The 17,265-nt window shown below is 62.7% G+C and carries 17 protein-coding genes and 1 tRNA gene; 9 read left to right on the forward strand and 9 right to left on the reverse strand.

Features of this window, described 5'->3' with window-relative positions; translation table 11 throughout:
* Window positions 1-46 precede the first annotated feature (46 nt).
* Window positions 47-304 carry a hypothetical protein gene (locus ACNFBR_RS19065; RefSeq protein ID WP_003255717.1) on the forward strand — a complete coding sequence of 86 codons (258 nt, stop codon included), beginning with the start codon at window positions 47-49 and terminating at the stop codon, window positions 302-304.
* 120 nt (window positions 305-424) lie between these two features.
* On the opposite strand, the gene ACNFBR_RS19070 is transcribed toward ACNFBR_RS19065, so the two are convergent.
* Window positions 425-1,531, reverse strand: a complete 1,107-nt coding sequence (locus ACNFBR_RS19070; protein WP_416736307.1) for a GlxA family transcriptional regulator — start codon at window positions 1,529-1,531, stop codon at window positions 425-427.
* A gap of 497 nt (window positions 1,532-2,028) precedes the next feature.
* Window positions 2,029-3,405: an L-serine ammonia-lyase gene (locus ACNFBR_RS19075; RefSeq protein WP_416736308.1), complete on the reverse strand. Its 1,377-nt coding sequence runs from the start codon at window positions 3,403-3,405 to the stop codon at window positions 2,029-2,031.
* A 442-nt stretch (window positions 3,406-3,847) separates the two neighbouring features.
* Here ACNFBR_RS19075 and ACNFBR_RS19080 point away from each other — a divergent pair, with 442 nt between their 5' ends.
* From ACNFBR_RS19080 to choV, 3 genes are all read left to right on the forward strand, one after another.
* The gene (locus tag ACNFBR_RS19080; protein WP_416736309.1) at window positions 3,848-4,795 is read left to right on the forward strand and encodes a choline ABC transporter substrate-binding protein; all 948 of its coding nucleotides are present in this window, start codon (window positions 3,848-3,850) and stop codon (window positions 4,793-4,795) included.
* An 81-nt stretch (window positions 4,796-4,876) separates the two neighbouring features.
* Entirely contained in the window at window positions 4,877-5,725 is an 849-nt protein-coding gene (choW, locus tag ACNFBR_RS19085) for a choline ABC transporter permease subunit (protein ID WP_174244689.1), read from the forward strand.
* Window positions 5,722-6,900, forward strand: coding sequence for a choline ABC transporter ATP-binding protein (gene choV / locus ACNFBR_RS19090; RefSeq protein WP_416736310.1), 1,179 nt, complete (start codon window positions 5,722-5,724; stop codon window positions 6,898-6,900). Before choW ends, choV begins: the two co-directional genes overlap by 4 nt.
* A 118-nt stretch (window positions 6,901-7,018) precedes the next feature.
* On the opposite strand, the gene hisF is transcribed toward choV, so the two are convergent.
* The 6 genes from hisF to ACNFBR_RS19120 all read right to left on the reverse strand — a co-directional run bounded on the left by hisF (window position 7,019) and on the right by ACNFBR_RS19120 (window position 11,890).
* Complete coding sequence (hisF, locus tag ACNFBR_RS19095) at window positions 7,019-7,789, reverse strand: imidazole glycerol phosphate synthase subunit HisF (protein WP_023629858.1); 771 nt, start codon at window positions 7,787-7,789, stop codon at window positions 7,019-7,021.
* 10 nt (window positions 7,790-7,799) lie between these two features.
* On the reverse strand, window positions 7,800-8,537 hold the full coding sequence (gene hisA / locus ACNFBR_RS19100; RefSeq protein WP_016714501.1) for a 1-(5-phosphoribosyl)-5-[(5-phosphoribosylamino)methylideneamino]imidazole-4-carboxamide isomerase: 738 nt from the start codon (window positions 8,535-8,537) through the stop codon (window positions 7,800-7,802).
* 27 nt (window positions 8,538-8,564) lie between these two features.
* Window positions 8,565-8,825: a DUF2164 domain-containing protein gene (locus ACNFBR_RS19105; RefSeq protein ID WP_416736311.1), complete on the reverse strand. Its 261-nt coding sequence runs from the start codon at window positions 8,823-8,825 to the stop codon at window positions 8,565-8,567.
* Complete coding sequence (gene hisH, locus ACNFBR_RS19110) at window positions 8,826-9,464, reverse strand: imidazole glycerol phosphate synthase subunit HisH (protein ID WP_416736312.1); 639 nt, start codon at window positions 9,462-9,464, stop codon at window positions 8,826-8,828. It abuts the gene before it with no gap.
* Window positions 9,465-10,058: an imidazoleglycerol-phosphate dehydratase HisB gene (gene hisB / locus ACNFBR_RS19115; RefSeq protein WP_003255736.1), complete on the reverse strand. Its 594-nt coding sequence runs from the start codon at window positions 10,056-10,058 to the stop codon at window positions 9,465-9,467.
* Between the two features lie 170 nt (window positions 10,059-10,228).
* Complete coding sequence (locus ACNFBR_RS19120) at window positions 10,229-11,890, reverse strand: OFA family MFS transporter (RefSeq protein ID WP_416736313.1); 1,662 nt, start codon at window positions 11,888-11,890, stop codon at window positions 10,229-10,231.
* 343 nt (window positions 11,891-12,233) lie between these two features.
* Between ACNFBR_RS19120 and ACNFBR_RS19125 the strand changes: the two genes are divergently transcribed.
* From ACNFBR_RS19125 to ACNFBR_RS19140, 4 genes are all read left to right on the forward strand, one after another.
* Complete coding sequence (locus tag ACNFBR_RS19125; protein WP_416736314.1) at window positions 12,234-14,480, forward strand: AsmA family protein; 2,247 nt, start codon at window positions 12,234-12,236, stop codon at window positions 14,478-14,480.
* Entirely contained in the window at window positions 14,477-15,544 is a 1,068-nt protein-coding gene (gene mutY, locus ACNFBR_RS19130) for an A/G-specific adenine glycosylase (RefSeq protein ID WP_416736315.1), read from the forward strand. Before ACNFBR_RS19125 ends, mutY begins: the two co-directional genes overlap by 4 nt.
* Complete coding sequence (locus ACNFBR_RS19135) at window positions 15,541-15,813, forward strand: oxidative damage protection protein (RefSeq protein WP_003255742.1); 273 nt, start codon at window positions 15,541-15,543, stop codon at window positions 15,811-15,813. The genes mutY and ACNFBR_RS19135 overlap by 4 nt, the downstream gene beginning before the upstream one ends.
* Window positions 15,814-15,903: 90 nt before the next feature.
* A tRNA-Phe gene (locus tag ACNFBR_RS19140) sits at window positions 15,904-15,979 on the forward strand.
* Window positions 15,980-16,099: 120 nt separating this feature from the next.
* Here the strand turns inward: ACNFBR_RS19140 and ACNFBR_RS19145 are convergent.
* Window positions 16,100-16,636 (reverse strand): hypothetical protein, encoded by a 537-nt coding sequence (locus ACNFBR_RS19145; protein WP_416736316.1) that lies wholly within the window; start codon window positions 16,634-16,636, stop codon window positions 16,100-16,102.
* A 130-nt stretch (window positions 16,637-16,766) separates the two neighbouring features.
* Here ACNFBR_RS19145 and ACNFBR_RS19150 point away from each other — a divergent pair, with 130 nt between their 5' ends.
* Complete coding sequence (locus tag ACNFBR_RS19150; protein WP_286112008.1) at window positions 16,767-17,210, forward strand: hypothetical protein; 444 nt, start codon at window positions 16,767-16,769, stop codon at window positions 17,208-17,210.
* Window positions 17,211-17,265 lie beyond the last annotated feature (55 nt).

Raw genomic sequence — 17,265 nt, forward strand, 5'->3', positions numbered from 1 at the left:
CGTAAATCACAGCAGCACTCTCTTAGCGATAAAAGGGACAACAGCCATGATGCATGCGGATTTGATTGATCAGGACGACCTGGCAGGCCACCTGCGCGCGCGGGGTTTCGATATTCCCGCAGGGGCGAGTGCCGAGCAGGCCTGCGAGGCGGTGGTGCGTGGGCTGACCGAGCCCAACGCACGGGCACTGAAGGGGATGGTGGAGCAGATGTATACCGGCAGTGCGACGATTTTGCCGGCGGTGCGCCAGGCCATCGACAAGCAACTGTTGCCGGCATTGGCGCAGTTCAACAAGCGCGCCTGACTGGTTTTCCTGCACCGGCCTCTTCGCGGGCAAGCCCGCTCCCACAGGGTACTGCACCCGTTTCGGATGCAGTGCAGTACTTGTGGGAGCGGGCTTGCCCGCGAAGAGGCCGGTGCTGTTTCAGAGCCTTACACTGGCAAACGTCGATTCGTTGCGTGCCTGGCTCAGCGCCGCCATCGGCCCGCTGTGCGGCGACAGGGTCATGGCCTGCGGGATCGGCATCATCGCCACTTGCTGTGCCGTGTTGGAGCCCACACGCTCGTCACGCGGCGGAATGCCGAAGTATTCGCGGTAGCACTTGGAGAAGTGCGGGGTCGACACGAAACCACACACCGACGCCACTTCGATGATCGACATCGGCGTCTGCTTGAGCAGTTGCCGCGCGCGGATCAGCCGCAGCTTCAGGTAGTAACGCGACGGCGAGCAGTGCAGGTACTTCTGGAACAACCGCTCGAGCTGGCGTCGCGACACCGACACGTACACCGCCAGTTCGTCCAGGTCGATCGGCTCTTCGAGGTTGGCCTCCATCAGCGCGACGATTTCCTGCAGCTTCGGCTGGTTGGTGCCGAGCATGTGCTTGAGCGGTACACGCTGGTGATCCTGCTCGTTGCGAATACGCTCGTAGACGAACATTTCGGAGATCGCCGCCGACAGCTCGCGACCATGATCGCGGCTGATCAGGTGCAGCATCATGTCCAGCGGCGCGGTGCCACCGGAACTGGTGAAGCGGTTACGGTCGAGGGTGAACAGGCGGGTGCTCATGTTCACCCGTGGGAAGGCCTCCTGCATCGCGGCCAGGCATTCCCAGTGCACGCTGCAATCGAAGCCGTCGAGCAGGCCGGCGCAGGCCAGCGCCCAGCTGCCGGTACACACCGCGCCCAGCCTGCGCGACTGGCGGGCCTGGGCCTGCAGCCAGGTGACGTGTTCCCGCGTGACCGAACGCTGGATACCAACCCCACCGCAGACAATCACGGTATCGATGGGCGGTGCATTGTTGATTGCAGCATCCGGGGTGATCTGCAGGCCATCACTGGCCCACACCTGGCCACCATCGACCGTCAGCGTATGCCAACGATACAGCTCGCGACCGGAAAGCTGGTTGGCCATGCGCAGCGGTTCGACGGCCGATGCCAGGGAAATGAGGGTGAAGTTGTCCAAAAGAAGAAACCCGATGGACTGGGGTGCTGTGCGGTTCTGGGTTGGGTTCCCGGAGGTGTACGACGTCATCGCGATTTCTCCTCACACAAATGCAGGGTGTGCCTCAGGCGGGCACTGATTTCTTGTTATTGCCCTGGTTCATGTGCCAGGGCTTGGTGCCAATCTCAACGCAAACGCCGTGCCTGAAATTGAACGGCTATCCAAAAAAACCTGAAAACGACGCCTTTGTTCGGCAAATCAGGTGCTTTGATCGAGTTGGCCTGGTGTTCGCAAACGGGCGTGCTAGGCGCCATGCGTGTAACGGCTGAGCAATTTGGTGACACGCGCAGTGTAGGTTGCCCAGAAACGACACTCTTGAGTGTCACCGACAACGCTAGTGCTGATAACGACACCCGACGATCGGTAGGCGTCGTTTGCACCATAAAGAAGCATGGGGTGATTGTGCTGCACCTGCATCAACCTCAAGGGCCTCTTCGCGGGCACGCCCGCTCCCACAGGAACGAATTGCACGGTTCCTGTGGGAGCGGGCGTGCCCGCGAAGAGGCCCTTGAGATCAGGTCAAGCCATCAACATTCGATGGCGCTGACCGCCAGGCCACCGCGCGAGGTCTCTTTGTACTTGTCGTGCATGTCGGCCCCGGTATCGCGCATGGTACGGATGACCTGGTCGAGGGAAATGAAGTGCTCACCGTCACCGCGCAAGGCCATCTGCACCGCGTTGATGGCTTTTACCGCGGCAATCGCGTTGCGCTCGATGCACGGCACCTGCACCAACCCGCCAACCGGGTCGCAGGTCAGGCCGAGGTTGTGTTCCAGGGCAATTTCCGCCGCGTTTTCCACCTGTGGCGGGGTGGCCCCGAGCACTTCAGCAAGGCCCGCCGCGGCCATGGCGCAGGCCGAGCCGACTTCGCCCTGGCAACCCACTTCGGCACCGGAAATCGACGCATTCTTCTTGCACAGGATGCCCACCGCGGCAGCACCGAGGAAGAAGTCGACCACACTGGACTCGTCCACTGCATCGCTGAAACGCATGTAGTAGTGCAGCACCGCCGGGATGATGCCGGCCGCGCCATTGGTGGGCGCGGTGACCATGCGCCCGCCGGCGGCGTTTTCTTCGTTGACCGCCAGGGCGAACAAGTTGACCCATTCCATGGCGCTCATGGTCGAGCCGATCACGTTGGGCTTGCCGATTTCCTGCAGGCTGCGGTGCAGCTTGGCGGCGCGGCGGCGCACGTTCAGGCCGCCAGGCAGAGTGCCTTCGTATTTGAGGCCGTTGTTGACGCATTCCTGCATGGCTTGCCAGAGCTTGTGCAAGCCGGCGCGGATCTCTTCCTCGCTGCGCCAGACCTTCTCGTTGGCCATCATCAATTGCGACACGCTGAGGTCGTTTTGCTTGCACAAGCGCAGCAGCTCGGCGGCGCTGTTGAAGTCGTACGGCAGCTCCGTCTGATCGGCATCCAGCACACCACTGGCGGCCTGGGCGGCATCGACCACGAACCCACCTCCCACCGAATAGTAGGTGTCGCGGTGCAGTTCGCCCTGCTCGCCTTCGGCAATCAGGGTCATGGCATTGGGGTGGTACGGCAGGTTCTCGTCCAGCAGCAGCATGTCGCGGGCCCAGACGAACTCGATGGGCAGGCGGCTATCGAGCAACAGGGTGTCTGTTTCACGCAGGTCAGCGATGCGCGGCACGATCTGGGTCGGGTCAATGGCGTCAGGCCATTCGCCCATCAGGCCCATGATGGTGGCGTTGTCGGTACCGTGGCCGATGCCGGTGGCCGACAGCGAACCATACAGGCGCACTTCGATGCGTATCACACGCTCCAGCTCGCCGCGTTCGCGCAGGCCCTGGACGAACAGGGCGCCAGCACGCATGGGGCCGACGGTGTGGGAGCTGGAGGGCCCGACACCGATTTTGAACAGGTCGAACACGCTGATGGCCATTGTCGAATCACCTCTTGCTGGGCTTGTCTCTGCGCGCCATGCGCAGGGCGGGGCAGCTGCTAGGCTGAAACAGCGGGCCGCCTTGAATGCCAGCATCATCGGGCTTTTACCGCCCCCCTCGCCGTCTGCAACCGACGTACTTTTGTCCAGCAGCGCCGCGCTGTTCGTTGCCTTCTCCACGCCGTTTTCCGGCGGCCTGGTGACGCAAAAATGCGGCCGAAGGGGTGGAAAAATCCATAAGCGACATCGCCCGTACTGGATACGACCCGTTCCGTACTGGATACGACCCTACCAGTAGGCGATTGCCCGGCGCTGGAGGATTATCGAAAGCGACTCGTAAAGCACGGCCACGCATCCTGCCCTCTGCAGGCCTGGTCGACCGGACCTTCAGAAAGCCCGGCGACCCACGCGAACCCGAAGACAAAATCACAGGAGTCCATCCATGAAAGGTTCACCCTCGCTGTTGCTGGTTGCGTTGCTGTCCACGCCATTGCTGGCCCAGGCCGCAGAACCCGAGCAGTGTCAGACGGTACGTTTCTCCGATGTCGGCTGGACCGACATCACAGTCACGACCGCGACCACCAGCGTTGTGCTCGAAGCCCTGGGTTACAAGACCCACACCACCATGATCTCGGTACCGGTGACCTACAAGTCGCTGGCCACCGGCAAGGACCTGGACGTGTTTCTCGGCAACTGGATGCCGACCATGGAGAACGACATCAAGCAGTACCGCGACGCCGGCACGGTAGAAACCGTGCGCGCCAACCTGGAGAACGCCAAGTACACCCTGGCCGTGCCCCAGGCGCTGTATGACAAGGGCCTGAAGGATTTCAGCGACATTCCCAAGTTCAAGAAAGAACTCGACAGCAAGATCTACGGCATCGAGCCCGGCAACGATGGCAACCGCACCATCCAGAGCATGATCGACAAGAACGCCTTCGGCCTGAAGGACGCCGGTTTCAAGATCGTGCAATCGAGCGAGGCCGGCATGCTGTCGCAGGTCGACCGCGCGCAGAAACGCGGCGAGGCGCTGGTGTTCCTGGGCTGGGAACCGCACCCGATGAACACCCGCTTCAAGATGCAGTACCTCACCGGTGGGGACGAGTTCTTCGGCCCCGACTTCGGCAAGGCCACCGTGCTGACCAACACCCGCAAGGGCTACGTGCAGGAATGCAGCAACGTCGGTCAGCTGTTGAAGAACCTGTCGTTCGAGCTCAAGGATGAAAGCACCATGATGGGCTATGTCCTGGACGACAAGATGAAGCCCGAAGCCGCCGCCAAGAAATGGATCAAGGACAACCCAGGCAAACTGGATGCCTGGCTGGCCGGCGTGACCACCGTGGACGGCAAACCTGGCCTGGAGGCGGCCAAGGCCAAGCTCACGCAATAACGAACCACGCAATAGCGCTACCTCGGGGCAGGACCGTGCCTGCCCCGGGTTGATTTCAATCTATGCAGGTGGAAGCTCGCTATCATGCTTATCGATCAGAAAATACCCCTGGGCCAGTACATCGCGTCGTTCGTCGAATGGCTGACCCAGAACGGCGCGAATTACTTCGACGCCATCGCGCAAGGCCTGGAGTTCATGATCCATGGCGTCACCAGTGCCCTGACCTGGTTCAACCCTTTCGTGCTCATCGCCCTGTTCGCCGCCCTGGCGCACCTGATCCAGCGCAAGTGGGCGCTGACCGTGTTCGTCGCCCTGTCGTTCCTGCTGATCCTCAACCTGGGCTACTGGCAGGAAACCATGGAAACCCTGGCGCAGGTCACCTTCGCCACGGTGGTGTGCGTGGTGATCGGCGTGCCACTGGGCATCCTCGCCGCGCACAAGCCGATGTTCTATACCGCCATGCGCCCGGTGCTCGACCTGATGCAGACGGTGCCCACCTTCGTCTACCTGATCCCTACCCTGACCCTGTTCGGCCTGGGCGTGGTGCCGGGGCTGATCTCCACCGTGGTGTTCGCCATCGCCGCGCCCATCCGCCTGACCTACCTGGGCATCTGCGACGTGCCGCAAGAGTTGATGGACGCCGGCAAGGCCTTCGGCTGCTCGCGTCGCCAGCTGCTTACCCGTATCGAACTGCCGCATGCGATGCCCAGCATCGCCGCCGGCGTCACCCAGTGCATCATGCTGTCGCTGTCGATGGTGGTGATTGCCGCCTTGGTCGGCGCTGACGGCCTGGGTAAACCTGTGGTCAACGCACTGAACACCGCCGATATCTCCCTGGGCTTCGAAGCGGGCCTGGCGATCGTGCTGCTGGCGATCATGCTCGACCGTATCTGCAAGCAACCGGAACTGCCGGTAAGGGGTGAGGCATGAGCATCATTCGTTTCGAAGACGTCGACGTCATTTTCTCCAACAAGCCGCGCGAAGCGCTGTCGTTGCTGGACCAGGGCCAGACCCGCGAGCAGATCCTCAAGCAGACAGGCCTGGTGGTTGGCGTGGAAAAGGCCAACCTGGACATCAACAAAGGCGAGATCTGCGTGCTGATGGGTTTGTCCGGCTCGGGCAAGTCGAGCCTGCTGCGCTGCATCAACGGCCTGAACACCGTCAGCCGCGGCAAGCTGTTCGTCGAGCACGAAGGCAAGCACATCGACATTGCCCACTGCACCCCGGCCGAGCTGAAGATGATGCGCACCAAGCGCATTGCCATGGTGTTCCAGAAGTTCGCCCTGATGCCCTGGCTGACGGTGCGCGAGAACATCAGCTTTGGCCTGGAAATGCAGGGTCGCCCGGAGAAGGAACGGCGCAAGCTGGTGGACGAGAAGCTTGAACTGGTGGGCCTGACCCAATGGCGCAACAAGAAGCCGGACGAGCTGTCTGGCGGCATGCAGCAGCGCGTGGGCCTGGCCCGGGCGCTGGCGATGGATGCCGATATCCTGCTGATGGACGAACCGTTTTCGGCGCTCGACCCGCTGATCCGCCAGGGCTTGCAGGATGAGCTGCTGGGCTTGCAGGCCAAGCTGAGCAAAACCATCGTGTTCGTCAGCCACGACCTGGACGAGGCGCTGAAGCTGGGTAGCCGCATTGCGATCATGAAGGACGGGCGGATCATTCAGTACAGCAAGCCGGAGGAAATCGTGCTCAACCCGGCCGACGAGTACGTGCGTACCTTCGTCGCTCACACCAACCCGCTGAACGTGCTGTGCGGCCGCAGCCTGATGCGCAGCCTGGACAACTGCAAGCGGGTCAATGGCTCGGTGTGCCTGGACCCAGGCATCGATTCGTGGCTGGACCTGGGCGAAGGTGGCGCGCTCAAGCGTGCACGCCAGGGCCAGAACGGGCTGGACATGCAGAACTGGGCACCGGGGCAGGACGTGGAGCTGCTGGAACGCAGGCCGACTGTGGTGCACGCCGATATCGGCATGCGCGAGGCGCTGCAGATTCGTTATCAGACCGGTAACAAGCTGGTGTTGCAGGATAACGACAGGGTGGTGGGGATTCTTGGGGATACCGAGCTTTATCACGCGTTGCTCGGCAAGAACCACGGGTGAAGGCAGGGCCCGCTTTGCGGGCCATTAGCAGCACAAGGCTGCTCCTACAGGGATACGCATTCCCCTGTAGGAGCAGCCTTGTGCTGCGAATGGAGGGCAAAGCCCTCCCATCACTCCATCAGCGAACGACGATCCCGCGCGAAGCCATGTAGGCCTTGGCCTCCGGCACCGTGTACTCGCCAAAGTGGAAGATACTGGCCGCCAGCACCGCGCTGGCATGCCCTTCCAGAATGCCGTCAGCCAGGTGCTGCAGGTTGCCCACACCACCGGAGGCAATCACCGGAATGCCCAGCGCATCGCTGATGGCACGGGTAACGCCCAGGTCGAAGCCGTTCTTCATGCCGTCCTGGTCCATGCTGGTCAGCAGGATCTCGCCAGCCCCCAGGCCTTCCATCTTCTTCGCCCACTCAACCGCATCCAGCCCGGTCGGCTTGCGCCCACCGTGGGTGAAGATCTCCCAGCGCGGCGTTTCACCCGGCCCGGACACCTTCTTCGCATCGATGGCGACAACGATGCACTGCGAACCGAAACGGTCCGCCGCCTCGCCGACGAACTCCGGGTTGAACACCGCTGCCGTGTTGATCGACACCTTGTCGGCACCGGCATTGAGCAGGTTGCGGATGTCCTGCACGGTACGCACGCCACCCCCCACGGTCAGCGGGATGAACACCTGGCTGGCCATGCGCTCGACGGTATGCAGCGTGGTGTCGCGGCCATCGACGCTGGCGGTGATGTCGAGGAAGGTGATTTCGTCGGCACCCTGCTCGTCGTAGCGACGGGCGATTTCCACCGGGTCACCGGCGTCACGGATGTTCTCGAACTTGACGCCCTTGACCACCCGGCCGTTGTCCACGTCCAGGCAAGGGATGATGCGCTTGGCCAGTGCCATGGTTCAGTCCTCAGCCTTGGTAGTTGTCGCAGAAGGCCTGAGCCTCGGCGACATCGAGGGTGCCTTCGTAGATGGCACGGCCGGTGATGGCGCCGATGATGCCCGGGGCCTTGGCGTCCAACAGGGCCTTGATGTCGCCCAGGTTGTGGATGCCGCCCGAAGCGATCACCGGGATGCGGGTGGCTTCGGCCAGTGCCTTGGTGAACGGCACGTTGCAGCCCTGCATCATGCCGTCCTTGGCGATGTCGGTGTAGACGATCGAAGACACGCCATCGGCCTCGAAACGCTTGGCCAGGTCAATGACCTGCACCGCGCTGACTTCGGCCCAGCCATCGGTGGCGACGAAGCCATCCTTGGCGTCCAGGCCAACGATGACCTTGCCCGGGAAGGCCTTGCACGCTTCAGCCACGAACTCAGGCTCTTTGACCGCCTTGGTACCGATGATCACGTAGCTGACGCCAGCCTTGACGTAGTGCTCGATGGTTTCCAGCGAACGGATGCCGCCGCCGATCTGGATCGGCAGGGTCGGGTAGCGCTTGGCGATGGCGGTGACCACTTCACCGTTGACTGGCTGGCCTTCGAAAGCACCGTTTAGGTCGACCAGGTGCAGGCGGCGGCAGCCACCCTCGACCCACTTGGCGGCCATGCTCACCGGGTCGTCGGAAAATACCGTGGAGTCTTCCATGCGGCCCTGGCGCAGGCGCACGCAGGCACCGTCCTTCAGATCGATAGCGGGGATAATCAGCATCTTGGGAACCTGTCTGTTCTTAGGGTTTCAGGGCTTTTCGAGCGCCCACAGATCGCTTTCGATGCTCTCGAACCGCTCCTTGAGGTGCAGCTGAACATCGGCAATCGCCCTGTTGTAGTAAAGGGGTGCAATTTCTTTGCTGAACAGCTCGAGGACCTCGGCCACCTCGAACGACCCCAACTGCAGCTCGAAACGGTCTTCGAGGAAGCGCTTGAGCGTGTCGAGCGCGTCGCGCTCCTGCTCGGGGGCCAGGGTAAGGACCGGGGCCTTGGTCTTCGACCTGCTCATTTACCAGCGCCCGTCCCAGGCGACGAAGTTCTGCAGCAGTTGCAGGCCATGGGTATGGCTCTTCTCCGGGTGGAACTGCACGGCAAAGCGCGAACCATCAGCCAGCGCGGCGGCGAAGTCGACGCCATAGTGGCCGCGACCGACCACTTGGCCCGGCTTGCCGGCATTGATGTAGTAGCTGTGCACGAAGTAGAAACGCGCACGGTCAGGGATGTCGTGCCACAGCGGGTGGTCGATGGTCTGGCCGACTTCGTTCCAGCCCATGTGCGGCACCTTCAGGTGCTCGCCGTCTTCTTTCAGGTCTTTGCCGAAGAAACGCACCTGGCCGGGGAACAGGCCGATGCAGTCGACACCGTCGTTTTCTTCGCTGTGCTCCAGCAGTGCCTGCATGCCGACGCAGATACCGAGGAAAGGACGGTCCTGGCTGACTTCACGCACCAGGCTATCGAAGCCCAGGCGGCGGATTTCGGCCATGCAATCGCGGATCGCGCCCACACCGGGGAACACCACGCGGTCGGCTTCACGAATGACTGCAGCGTCGCTGGTGACCAGCACCTTGCCAGCGCCAACATACTCAAGCGCCTTGGCCACCGAGTGCAGGTTGCCCATGCCATAGTCGATTACGGCTACCGTCTGCATTTACAGGCACCCTTTGGTAGATGGCATCTGCCCGGCCATGCGCTCGTCGAGGGTGATGGCCATGCGCAGGGCGCGGCCGAAAGCCTTGAACACGGTTTCGATCTGGTGGTGGGTGTTGTGGCCACGCAGGTTGTCGATGTGCAGGGTGACCAGGGCGTGGTTGACGAAGCCTTGGAAGAACTCCTGGAACAGGTCGACATCGAAGCCACCGACGCTGGCGCGGGTGTAGGGCACGTGCATCTGCAGGCCTGGGCGACCGGAGAAGTCGATGACCACGCGCGACAGCGCTTCGTCCAGCGGCACGTAGGCGTGGCCGTAGCGGAAGATGCCCTTCTTGTCACCGATGGCCTGGGCGAATGCCATGCCCAGGGTGATACCGACGTCTTCGACGGTATGGTGATCGTCGATATGCGTGTCACCCTTGCACTCGATATCCAGATCGATCAGCCCATGGCGGGCGATCTGGTCCAGCATGTGTTCAAGGAAAGGCACGCCGATATCGAATCGGGCCTTGCCACTGCCATCGAGGTTGATCGAGCACTTGACCTGGGTTTCCAGGGTATTGCGCTCGACGGAAGCCTTACGTTCGACCATCACCAGCTCCGCAAAATCATTGGGCGAAAAGGGCTCCATTATAGGCCCAGAACGCGCCAGCTTGAAACGCGGATGACATATGGCAAAGCGAGGAATTACGCGGGCTGGATGCCGCTACAGGTCTATACAACCGGGTAATTGGGGCTGCCTTGCAGCCCCAACGGCGTGGATCAGTGGAACAGCACCGCCGTCTTCTGCAAGGTTACCCACACCCCCCAGGCCAACGGCACCACCACCACGGCCCAGGCCAACAGCACCAGCGGCAGGCTGCCCGGGGCCGCTTTCCATTCCAGCGAACGCGCTCCGTCGGCGCCCTTGTCATGGCTCAGCGCCCGCTCGGCCGCCAGTTCGGCATCCGTCATGAAGTGCTTGTCGGCCACAGGGCGCACCAGCATGTTGCAGATGAACCCCAGCACCAGCAGGCCGGCGAGGATGTACAAGGTCATGTCGTAGGCCGCTGCCCGCTCCACCCCCGCAGCCAACTGAGACTCGCGCAGGTAGGTGATCAACACCGGCCCCAATACCCCCGCTGCCGCCCAGGCGGTCAGCAGGCGGCCATGGATGGCACCCACCATCTGCGTGCCGAACAGGTCGGCCAGGTACGCCGGCACGGTCGCGAAACCGCCGCCGTACATGGACAGGATGATGCAGAACGCGGCCACGAACAGTGCCACGTTACCCAGGTGCCCCATGTTCGGCACCAGGCTGTACAAGCCAACGCCCAAGGCGAAGAAAGCGAAGTAGGTGTTCTTGCGGCCGATGTAGTCGGAGAACGACGCCCAGAAGAACCGCCCGCCGATGTTGAACAGGCTCAGCAGGCCGGTGAAGCCCGCGGCGATCGCGGCAATCTGCGCCAACTGCGCAGTGTTCAGCTGGCTGAAGGTCAGTTCGTTGCCCAGCAGCTTGCCGGCGAACACTTCCTGCAGCAGCGGCGAGGCCATGCCGAGAATGCCGATGCCGGCCGACACGTTCAGGCACAGTACCAGCCAGATCAGCACGAACTGTGGGGTTTTCCAGGCCACACTGACATGCACGTGGCGGTCGGTGACCATGGCGTTAGCGGCTTTCTTCACCGGGGCAGTCCAGCCTTCAGGCTTCCAGCCAGTCGGCGGCACACGATACGCCAGGGCGCCAGCGGTCATGAACACGAAGTAGATCGCCGCCATGGCGACGAAGCTTTGCCACACCCCAACTTCGTGCTCATTGCCAAAATGCCCCATCAGCGCGGCGGCCAACGGTGCACCCACCATGGCCCCGCCACCGAAGCCCATGATCGCCATGCCGGTGGCCATGCCGCGTTTATCCGGGAACCACTTGATCAGGGTCGACACTGGCGAGATATAGCCCAGCCCCAGGCCGATACCGCCAATCACCCCGGAGCCCAGCCACATCAGCCACAGCTGGTGGGTTTTCACGCCGATTGCCGAAAGCAGCATGCCGCCGCACCAGCACAGGGCCGAAACCAGGCCGGCCTTGCGCGGGCCGGCGTGCTCCAGCCAGCCGCCCAGCACCGCCGCCGAGCAGCCGAGGAAGACGAAGAACAGGGTGTAGATCCAGCTCAGCATCGAGATCGGCCAGTCGCATTCGGCGCTGAACATCCGGGCCATGAAGCTCATGTCTGCGGCACAGGCGACGGGGGCGGTGATGCCGAGGGCTTGCGACAATGGCAGCCAGAACACCGAGAAGCCATAGGCCATGCCGATGCACAGGTGAATGGCCAGGGCGGCTGGCGGCACCAACCAGCGGTTGAAGCCCGGGCGGGCGATAATGCGCTCCTTCGACAGGAAGCCTGGCGCACCGGCCGAGGTGCCCGTCGCGACGGTACTGGTCATGGATCTGATCCTTGTTATAGGGAGGGGGCTCGCAAAGCGGCGCAAGGTTAGCAGAGCCAAATGGCGTGAAAGCAATCTGATATCGTTATTTTTTGCCGGGTAGAAAGGGTCCTGTGGCGCCCCCTTCGGGGCCCCGCCCGCCCCCACAGGCTTGTGCAGAACCTGTGGGAGCGGGCGTGCCCGCGAAGAGGCCGCCACAGGCGAACATCTACCCGCCAAAAGCCGTACCCTCTGCTGAAAACCTAGGATATGCCCTGTATCTCTGGTCGAATACGCAGGGACAACCACCACGGCGTTATACTCTGCCGCCTGAATTTCACTAACGGACTACAAGGACTCGCCCATGAAAGCGTTCGGCAAAATCCTGGGACTTGGGCTTCTCGGGTTGCTGCTGATCATCGTGGCGCTGGGCTTCGCCCTGACCCACCTGTTTGATCCCAACGACTACAAAGACGAGATTCGCCAGTTGGCACGCGACAAGGCTCACGTCGAACTGACCCTCAACGGCGACATCGGCTGGAGCCTGTTCCCGTGGCTGGGCCTGGAGCTGCACGAAGCCAGCATCGCCACCTTGGCCAAACCCAAGGAACCGTTCGCCGACCTGCAAATGCTCGGCCTTTCGGTCCGTGTGCTGCCGCTGCTGCGCCGCGAAGTGCAAATGAGCGACGTTCGCGTCGAAGGCCTGAACCTGACCCTGGCGCGTGACGAACAGGGCCATGGCAACTGGGAAGACATCGGCAAGCCGCTACCCGCGCAAAACGGCGCGACCGCCGCTGCGCCAGCGCAGCCAACCGCCGAGCAGAAGCCTGCGCCAGCCGACAACAACGACCGCGCCGTCAAGCTGGACATCGACAGCCTGACCGTGAACAACGCCCGCGTGCAGTACACCGATGCCAAGACCGGCCAAAGCTACAGCGCCGAAAGCATCCAGCTGAGCACCGGCCCGGTCCATGAAGGCGCCAATATCCCGCTCAAGGCTAGTGCCTTCATCAGCGCCAGCCAACCGAGCATCAAGGCCCGCACCGAGCTGGCCGGCGAACTGCGCTTCGACCGCATGCTCAAGCGCTACAACTTCGAAGACATGCGCCTGTCGGGCGAAACCTCGGGTGAGCCTACCGCTGGCAAGACCGTGACCTTCGCCGCCCAAGGCCAGTTGCTGGTCGACCTGGCGGCCAATGTCGCCTCGTGGAACGGCTTGAAAGTCTCGGCCAACCAACTGCGCGCCCTCGGTGAACTGAACCTGCGCGACCTGGACAAGGCACCACAGCTGAGCGGCGGCCTGTCCATCGCCCAGTTCAACCTGCGCACCTTCCTCGACAGCATCGGCCGCCCGCTACCGGCCACCAACGACCCGGCCGCCTTCGCCAAGCTGGAGCTGGTCACGCGCCTGCAGGGCACGCCCAACAGCCTGGCCCTGGAAGACCTGGCGGTGAAGCTGGACGACAGCACCTTCAGTGGCCGCGTGGCCGTCGAAGACTTCGCCAAGCAAGCCCTGCGCCTGCAGCTCAAAGGCGACACCTTCGACGCCGACCGTTACCTGCCCGCCAAGAGCGAAGAAGCCAAGGGTGCCACCGCTGCGCGCCAGGCCGAGGTCAAGCAACAGGAGGCCAGCGCCGTGGCCGGTGCCGGCACCACGCCGCTGCCTAATGCCCCGACGCAGGTGGCCTGGAGCGACGACAAACTGCTGCCGGTAGACCGCCTGCGCGCCCTCGACCTGCAGGCCGACGTGGCCTTCGGCTCACTGACCCTGGACAAGCTGCCGATCGAAGACGCCCAGCTCAAGGCCATTGGCCAGGGCGGCCTGCTGACCCTGCAAACCCTGCGCGGCGAGCTGTACAACGGCACCTTCGAAGCCAAGGGCACGGTCGATGTGCGCCCTGCCGTGCCACAACTGGGTGTGAATACCAACATCCAACGGGTGCCGGTGGAGCACTTCATCAAGACCGAAGGCAAGGAGCAGACGCCACCGGTCAAGGGCCTGCTGACCCTGACCAGTGATCTGACCGCCACCGGTAACAGCCAGAAGGCACTGGTCGACACGCTGAACGGCAGCGCAAACTTCACCATCAACGACGGTGTGCTGGTCAATGCCAACCTTGAACAGCAGCTGTGCCAGGCCATCGCCACGCTCAATCGCAAAACCTTGAGCGGCGAACCACGCGGCAAGGACACCCCGTTCCAGGAGCTGCGCGGCAGCCTGGTGGTACGCAATGGCGTCGCCAGCAACCCAGACCTCAAGGCCCGCATTCCAGGCCTGACCGTCAACGGCCATGGTGACCTCGACCTGCGCGTGCTGGGCATGGACTACAACGTGGGCGTGATCGTCGAAGGCGACCAGCGCGCCATGCCGGACCCGGCCTGCCAGGTCAACGAACGCTATGTGGGCGTTGAAGTGCCGCTGCGCTGCCGTGGCCCGCTGGAGCTCGGCGCCAAGGCCTGCCGCCTGGACCAGAACGGCCTGGGCAAGGTAGCGGCCAAGCTGGCCGGCAACCGCCTGCAAGACAAGATCGATGAAAAGCTCGATGAAAAACTTGGAGACAAAGTGAGCCCGGAAGTGAAAGACGCGCTCAAGGGGCTGTTCAAGCGATGAGCCCCGAGCAGTTCTCAAGCGCTGTGCTGGATTGGTATGACGAGCACGGCCGGCACGACCTGCCCTGGCAACAGGGTATCACCCCGTACCGGGTGTGGGTGTCGGAAATCATGTTGCAGCAGACCCAGGTCAGCACCGTGCTCAACTACTTCGACCGCTTCATGCAGGCCCTGCCGACCGTGCAGGCCCTGGCCGAGGCGCCGGAGGACGAAGTGCTGCACCTGTGGACGGGCCTGGGCTACTACACCCGCGCACGCAACCTGCAAAAGGCCGCGAAAATCGTCGTCGAGCAACATGGCGGCGAATTCCCGCGCAGTGTCGAGCAGCTTACCGAACTGCCCGGCATCGGCCGCTCCACGGCCGGCGCCATCGCCAGCATCAGCATGGGCATCCGCGCGCCGATCCTCGACGGCAACGTCAAGCGCGTCCTGGCCCGCTACAGCGCCCAGGCGGGTTACCCCGGCGAGCCCAAGGTGGCCAACCAGCTGTGGGCCACAGCCGAGCGCTTCACCCCACAATTGCGCGCCAACCACTACACCCAGGCAATGATGGACATGGGCGCCACGCTGTGCACGCGCAGCAAGCCCAGTTGCCTGATCTGCCCGCTGCAGCGCGGCTGCGAAGCGCACCTGCACGGCGAAGAAACCCGCTACCCCGAGCCCAAGCCGCGCAAAGCGCTGCCGCAACGGCGCACGCTGATGCCACTGCTGACCAACCCCGAAGGCGCCATCCTGCTTTATCGCCGCCCGTCCAGCGGGCTGTGGGGTGGCTTGTGGAGCCTGCCGGAGCTGGAAGACATAGCCCAGCTCGACGACCTGGCCTACCAGCACGGCCTGCGCCTGGCTGGCAGCCGCGCCATGGACGGCCTGACCCACACCTTCAGCCACTTCCAGCTGGCGATCGAGCCTTGGCTGGTGCGCGTCGACCCGGTCGGCGAGCACGTGGCCGAGGCCGACTGGCTCTGGTATAACCTCGCCACCCCGCCGCGCCTGGGCCTCGCCGCCCCGGTGAAAAAGCTGCTTGAACGCGCGGCCGACGAACTGATTGCAGGAGACGCCCGATGACCCGCACCGTGATGTGCCGCAAGTACCAAGAAGAACTTCCAGGCCTGGAACGCCCGCCCTACCCAGGTGCCAAGGGCCAGGACATCTTCGAACACATCTCGCAGAAAGCCTGGGCCGACTGGCAGAAGCACCAGACCATGCTGATCAACGAAAAACGCCTGAACATGATGAACGCCGAGGACCGCAAATTCCTCCAGGCCGAGATGGACAAGTTTTTCGCCGGCGAAGAATACGCCCAGGCCGAAGGCTACGTTCCACCGGCCGAATGACCCCAAAAATCGTAAGCGACGGAATTAATTTAAAATTTTTTCAAAAAGTCGTTGACGAGCGGTCCGGAAATCTATTTAATTCACCTCGTCGCCCAGATAGCTCAGTCGGTAGAGCAGAGGATTGAAAATCCTCGTGTCGGCGGTTCGACTCCGTCTCTGGGCACCACCTTCAAGCTTCTGGTGGTTGCAAAGTTACCCGAAGCGACAACAAGAAACCCGCCTAGTGCGGGTTTTTTGTTGCCTGTTATTTTTGTTGAAGGCCAACCTCCCAGTTAGCCTGGCTGGATTAGAAGTTGGCCATGGCGCTGCAATAATCAGCTTTGCGCCTGGCCACATCCTCAGTTTTATCCAGGCGCTTGAGCGTACCGCCACACGTGCTAAAGCCGTGCACCACCAGTTCGTAGTCAGCGCCTTTCTCCGGCACGAACGAGAACATGCCCAGGCAGTTCTGAACGCTGTTATAGCCCGCTGGGCGACCATTATCGAGAAAGTGCAAGGTGAACGGCTTGCCGGCAGGTACCCGCACTTCACTGACAGCGTCGCCAGGCTGGGCAGCCGCACCGGCAGGCATGCCCAGGGTCTCACCGTTGCGGTCGGCAAAACCTTTGGTTGGCACAGCAATCACCCCAGCACCAGGGCTGTACCAGTCCACACAGTCCTTTTCCGGTACGGCACGCACCATGCCGTCGGCGATCACCCGCAGGCGTGCGGTGTCGCCAGTACTGGGTGAACCGTAAGGTGTATTGAAGGATTTGACTGCGGCGATGTTGCCACAGCCGGCCAGAGCGGCGGCCAGCAGGCCGAGCAAGAGGGGTGCTTTCATCCGTGAATGTCCTGTGTGCGAAGGCCGAATGTCCGGCAGCCTGACTCAGACCCGCCAATGCCGCTTGGGTTTCACTGCCATCTGCGATTCAATACGCACTTTTCCAGCGCCACCCAAGGACTCCAGCCCCATGGCCACCCCTACCAAGCAACAGAAACGCGCCAAGCGCGCCGCCAGCAAGGCCAAGCAGAACCGCATGGTACGCAGCGGCCAGGCGGTCAAGGCCAGTGCCGGTGACAGCGCCAGTGTCGAGCAGGTGTACAACAAGGCCATGGAATCGGGCAGCTACGACGCCATGTTCAAGAAAATGAAGGAAGCCCAGGAAGGCGGCCTGGTGCCGATGATCTCGGTATTCCTGGTGGACCCATTGCTGGCCCTGGTGCTTAAGGGGCACAAGGAAGAGCACGCCACCGACTACATCGTGCTGGTGTTCAACGCCTACCGCAAATGGCTGGACGGCGCTGACGAAGAAGCCACCATGGCCTGGCTGGAGAGCGATGAGTTCCAGGAGGCCTATATCGCCGCTTCCGAACTGGTGGCCAAGCAGCAGCAACAGCAGAAGCAGTTTGGCTGATCGAGCCATGTAACCTGTCCCGGCCTCTTCGCGGGCACGCCCGCTCCCACAGGCT

The sequence above is a fragment of the Pseudomonas sp. NY11955 genome (genome assembly GCF_048068035.1).
Classification (GTDB): Bacteria; Pseudomonadota; Gammaproteobacteria; order Pseudomonadales; family Pseudomonadaceae; genus Aquipseudomonas.

What these genes read in the sequence shown, in the direction of transcription:
- ACNFBR_RS19080 (WP_416736309.1), top strand. Translation starts at nt 3,848, where the DNA reads ATGAAAGGTTCACCCTCGCTGTTGCTGGTTGCGTTGCTGTCCACGCCA.
- ACNFBR_RS19125 (WP_416736314.1), top strand. Translation starts at nt 12,234, where the DNA reads ATGAAAGCGTTCGGCAAAATCCTGGGACTTGGGCTTCTCGGGTTGCTG.
- choV (WP_416736310.1), top strand. Translation starts at nt 5,722, where the DNA reads ATGAGCATCATTCGTTTCGAAGACGTCGACGTCATTTTCTCCAACAAG.
- ACNFBR_RS19145 (WP_416736316.1), bottom strand. Translation starts at nt 16,636, where the DNA reads ATGAAAGCACCCCTCTTGCTCGGCCTGCTGGCCGCCGCTCTGGCCGGC.
- ACNFBR_RS19135 (WP_003255742.1), top strand. Translation starts at nt 15,541, where the DNA reads ATGACCCGCACCGTGATGTGCCGCAAGTACCAAGAAGAACTTCCAGGC.
- hisA (WP_016714501.1), bottom strand. Translation starts at nt 8,537, where the DNA reads ATGCTGATTATCCCCGCTATCGATCTGAAGGACGGTGCCTGCGTGCGC.
- ACNFBR_RS19075 (WP_416736308.1), bottom strand. Translation starts at nt 3,405, where the DNA reads ATGGCCATCAGCGTGTTCGACCTGTTCAAAATCGGTGTCGGGCCCTCC.
- ACNFBR_RS19105 (WP_416736311.1), bottom strand. Translation starts at nt 8,825, where the DNA reads ATGAGCAGGTCGAAGACCAAGGCCCCGGTCCTTACCCTGGCCCCCGAG.
- hisF (WP_023629858.1), bottom strand. Translation starts at nt 7,789, where the DNA reads ATGGCACTGGCCAAGCGCATCATCCCTTGCCTGGACGTGGACAACGGC.
- ACNFBR_RS19150 (WP_286112008.1), top strand. Translation starts at nt 16,767, where the DNA reads ATGGCCACCCCTACCAAGCAACAGAAACGCGCCAAGCGCGCCGCCAGC.
- hisH (WP_416736312.1), bottom strand. Translation starts at nt 9,464, where the DNA reads ATGCAGACGGTAGCCGTAATCGACTATGGCATGGGCAACCTGCACTCG.
- ACNFBR_RS19120 (WP_416736313.1), bottom strand. Translation starts at nt 11,890, where the DNA reads ATGACCAGTACCGTCGCGACGGGCACCTCGGCCGGTGCGCCAGGCTTC.
- ACNFBR_RS19065 (WP_003255717.1), top strand. Translation starts at nt 47, where the DNA reads ATGATGCATGCGGATTTGATTGATCAGGACGACCTGGCAGGCCACCTG.
- hisB (WP_003255736.1), bottom strand. Translation starts at nt 10,058, where the DNA reads ATGGTCGAACGTAAGGCTTCCGTCGAGCGCAATACCCTGGAAACCCAG.
- mutY (WP_416736315.1), top strand. Translation starts at nt 14,477, where the DNA reads ATGAGCCCCGAGCAGTTCTCAAGCGCTGTGCTGGATTGGTATGACGAG.
- ACNFBR_RS19070 (WP_416736307.1), bottom strand. Translation starts at nt 1,531, where the DNA reads ATGACGTCGTACACCTCCGGGAACCCAACCCAGAACCGCACAGCACCC.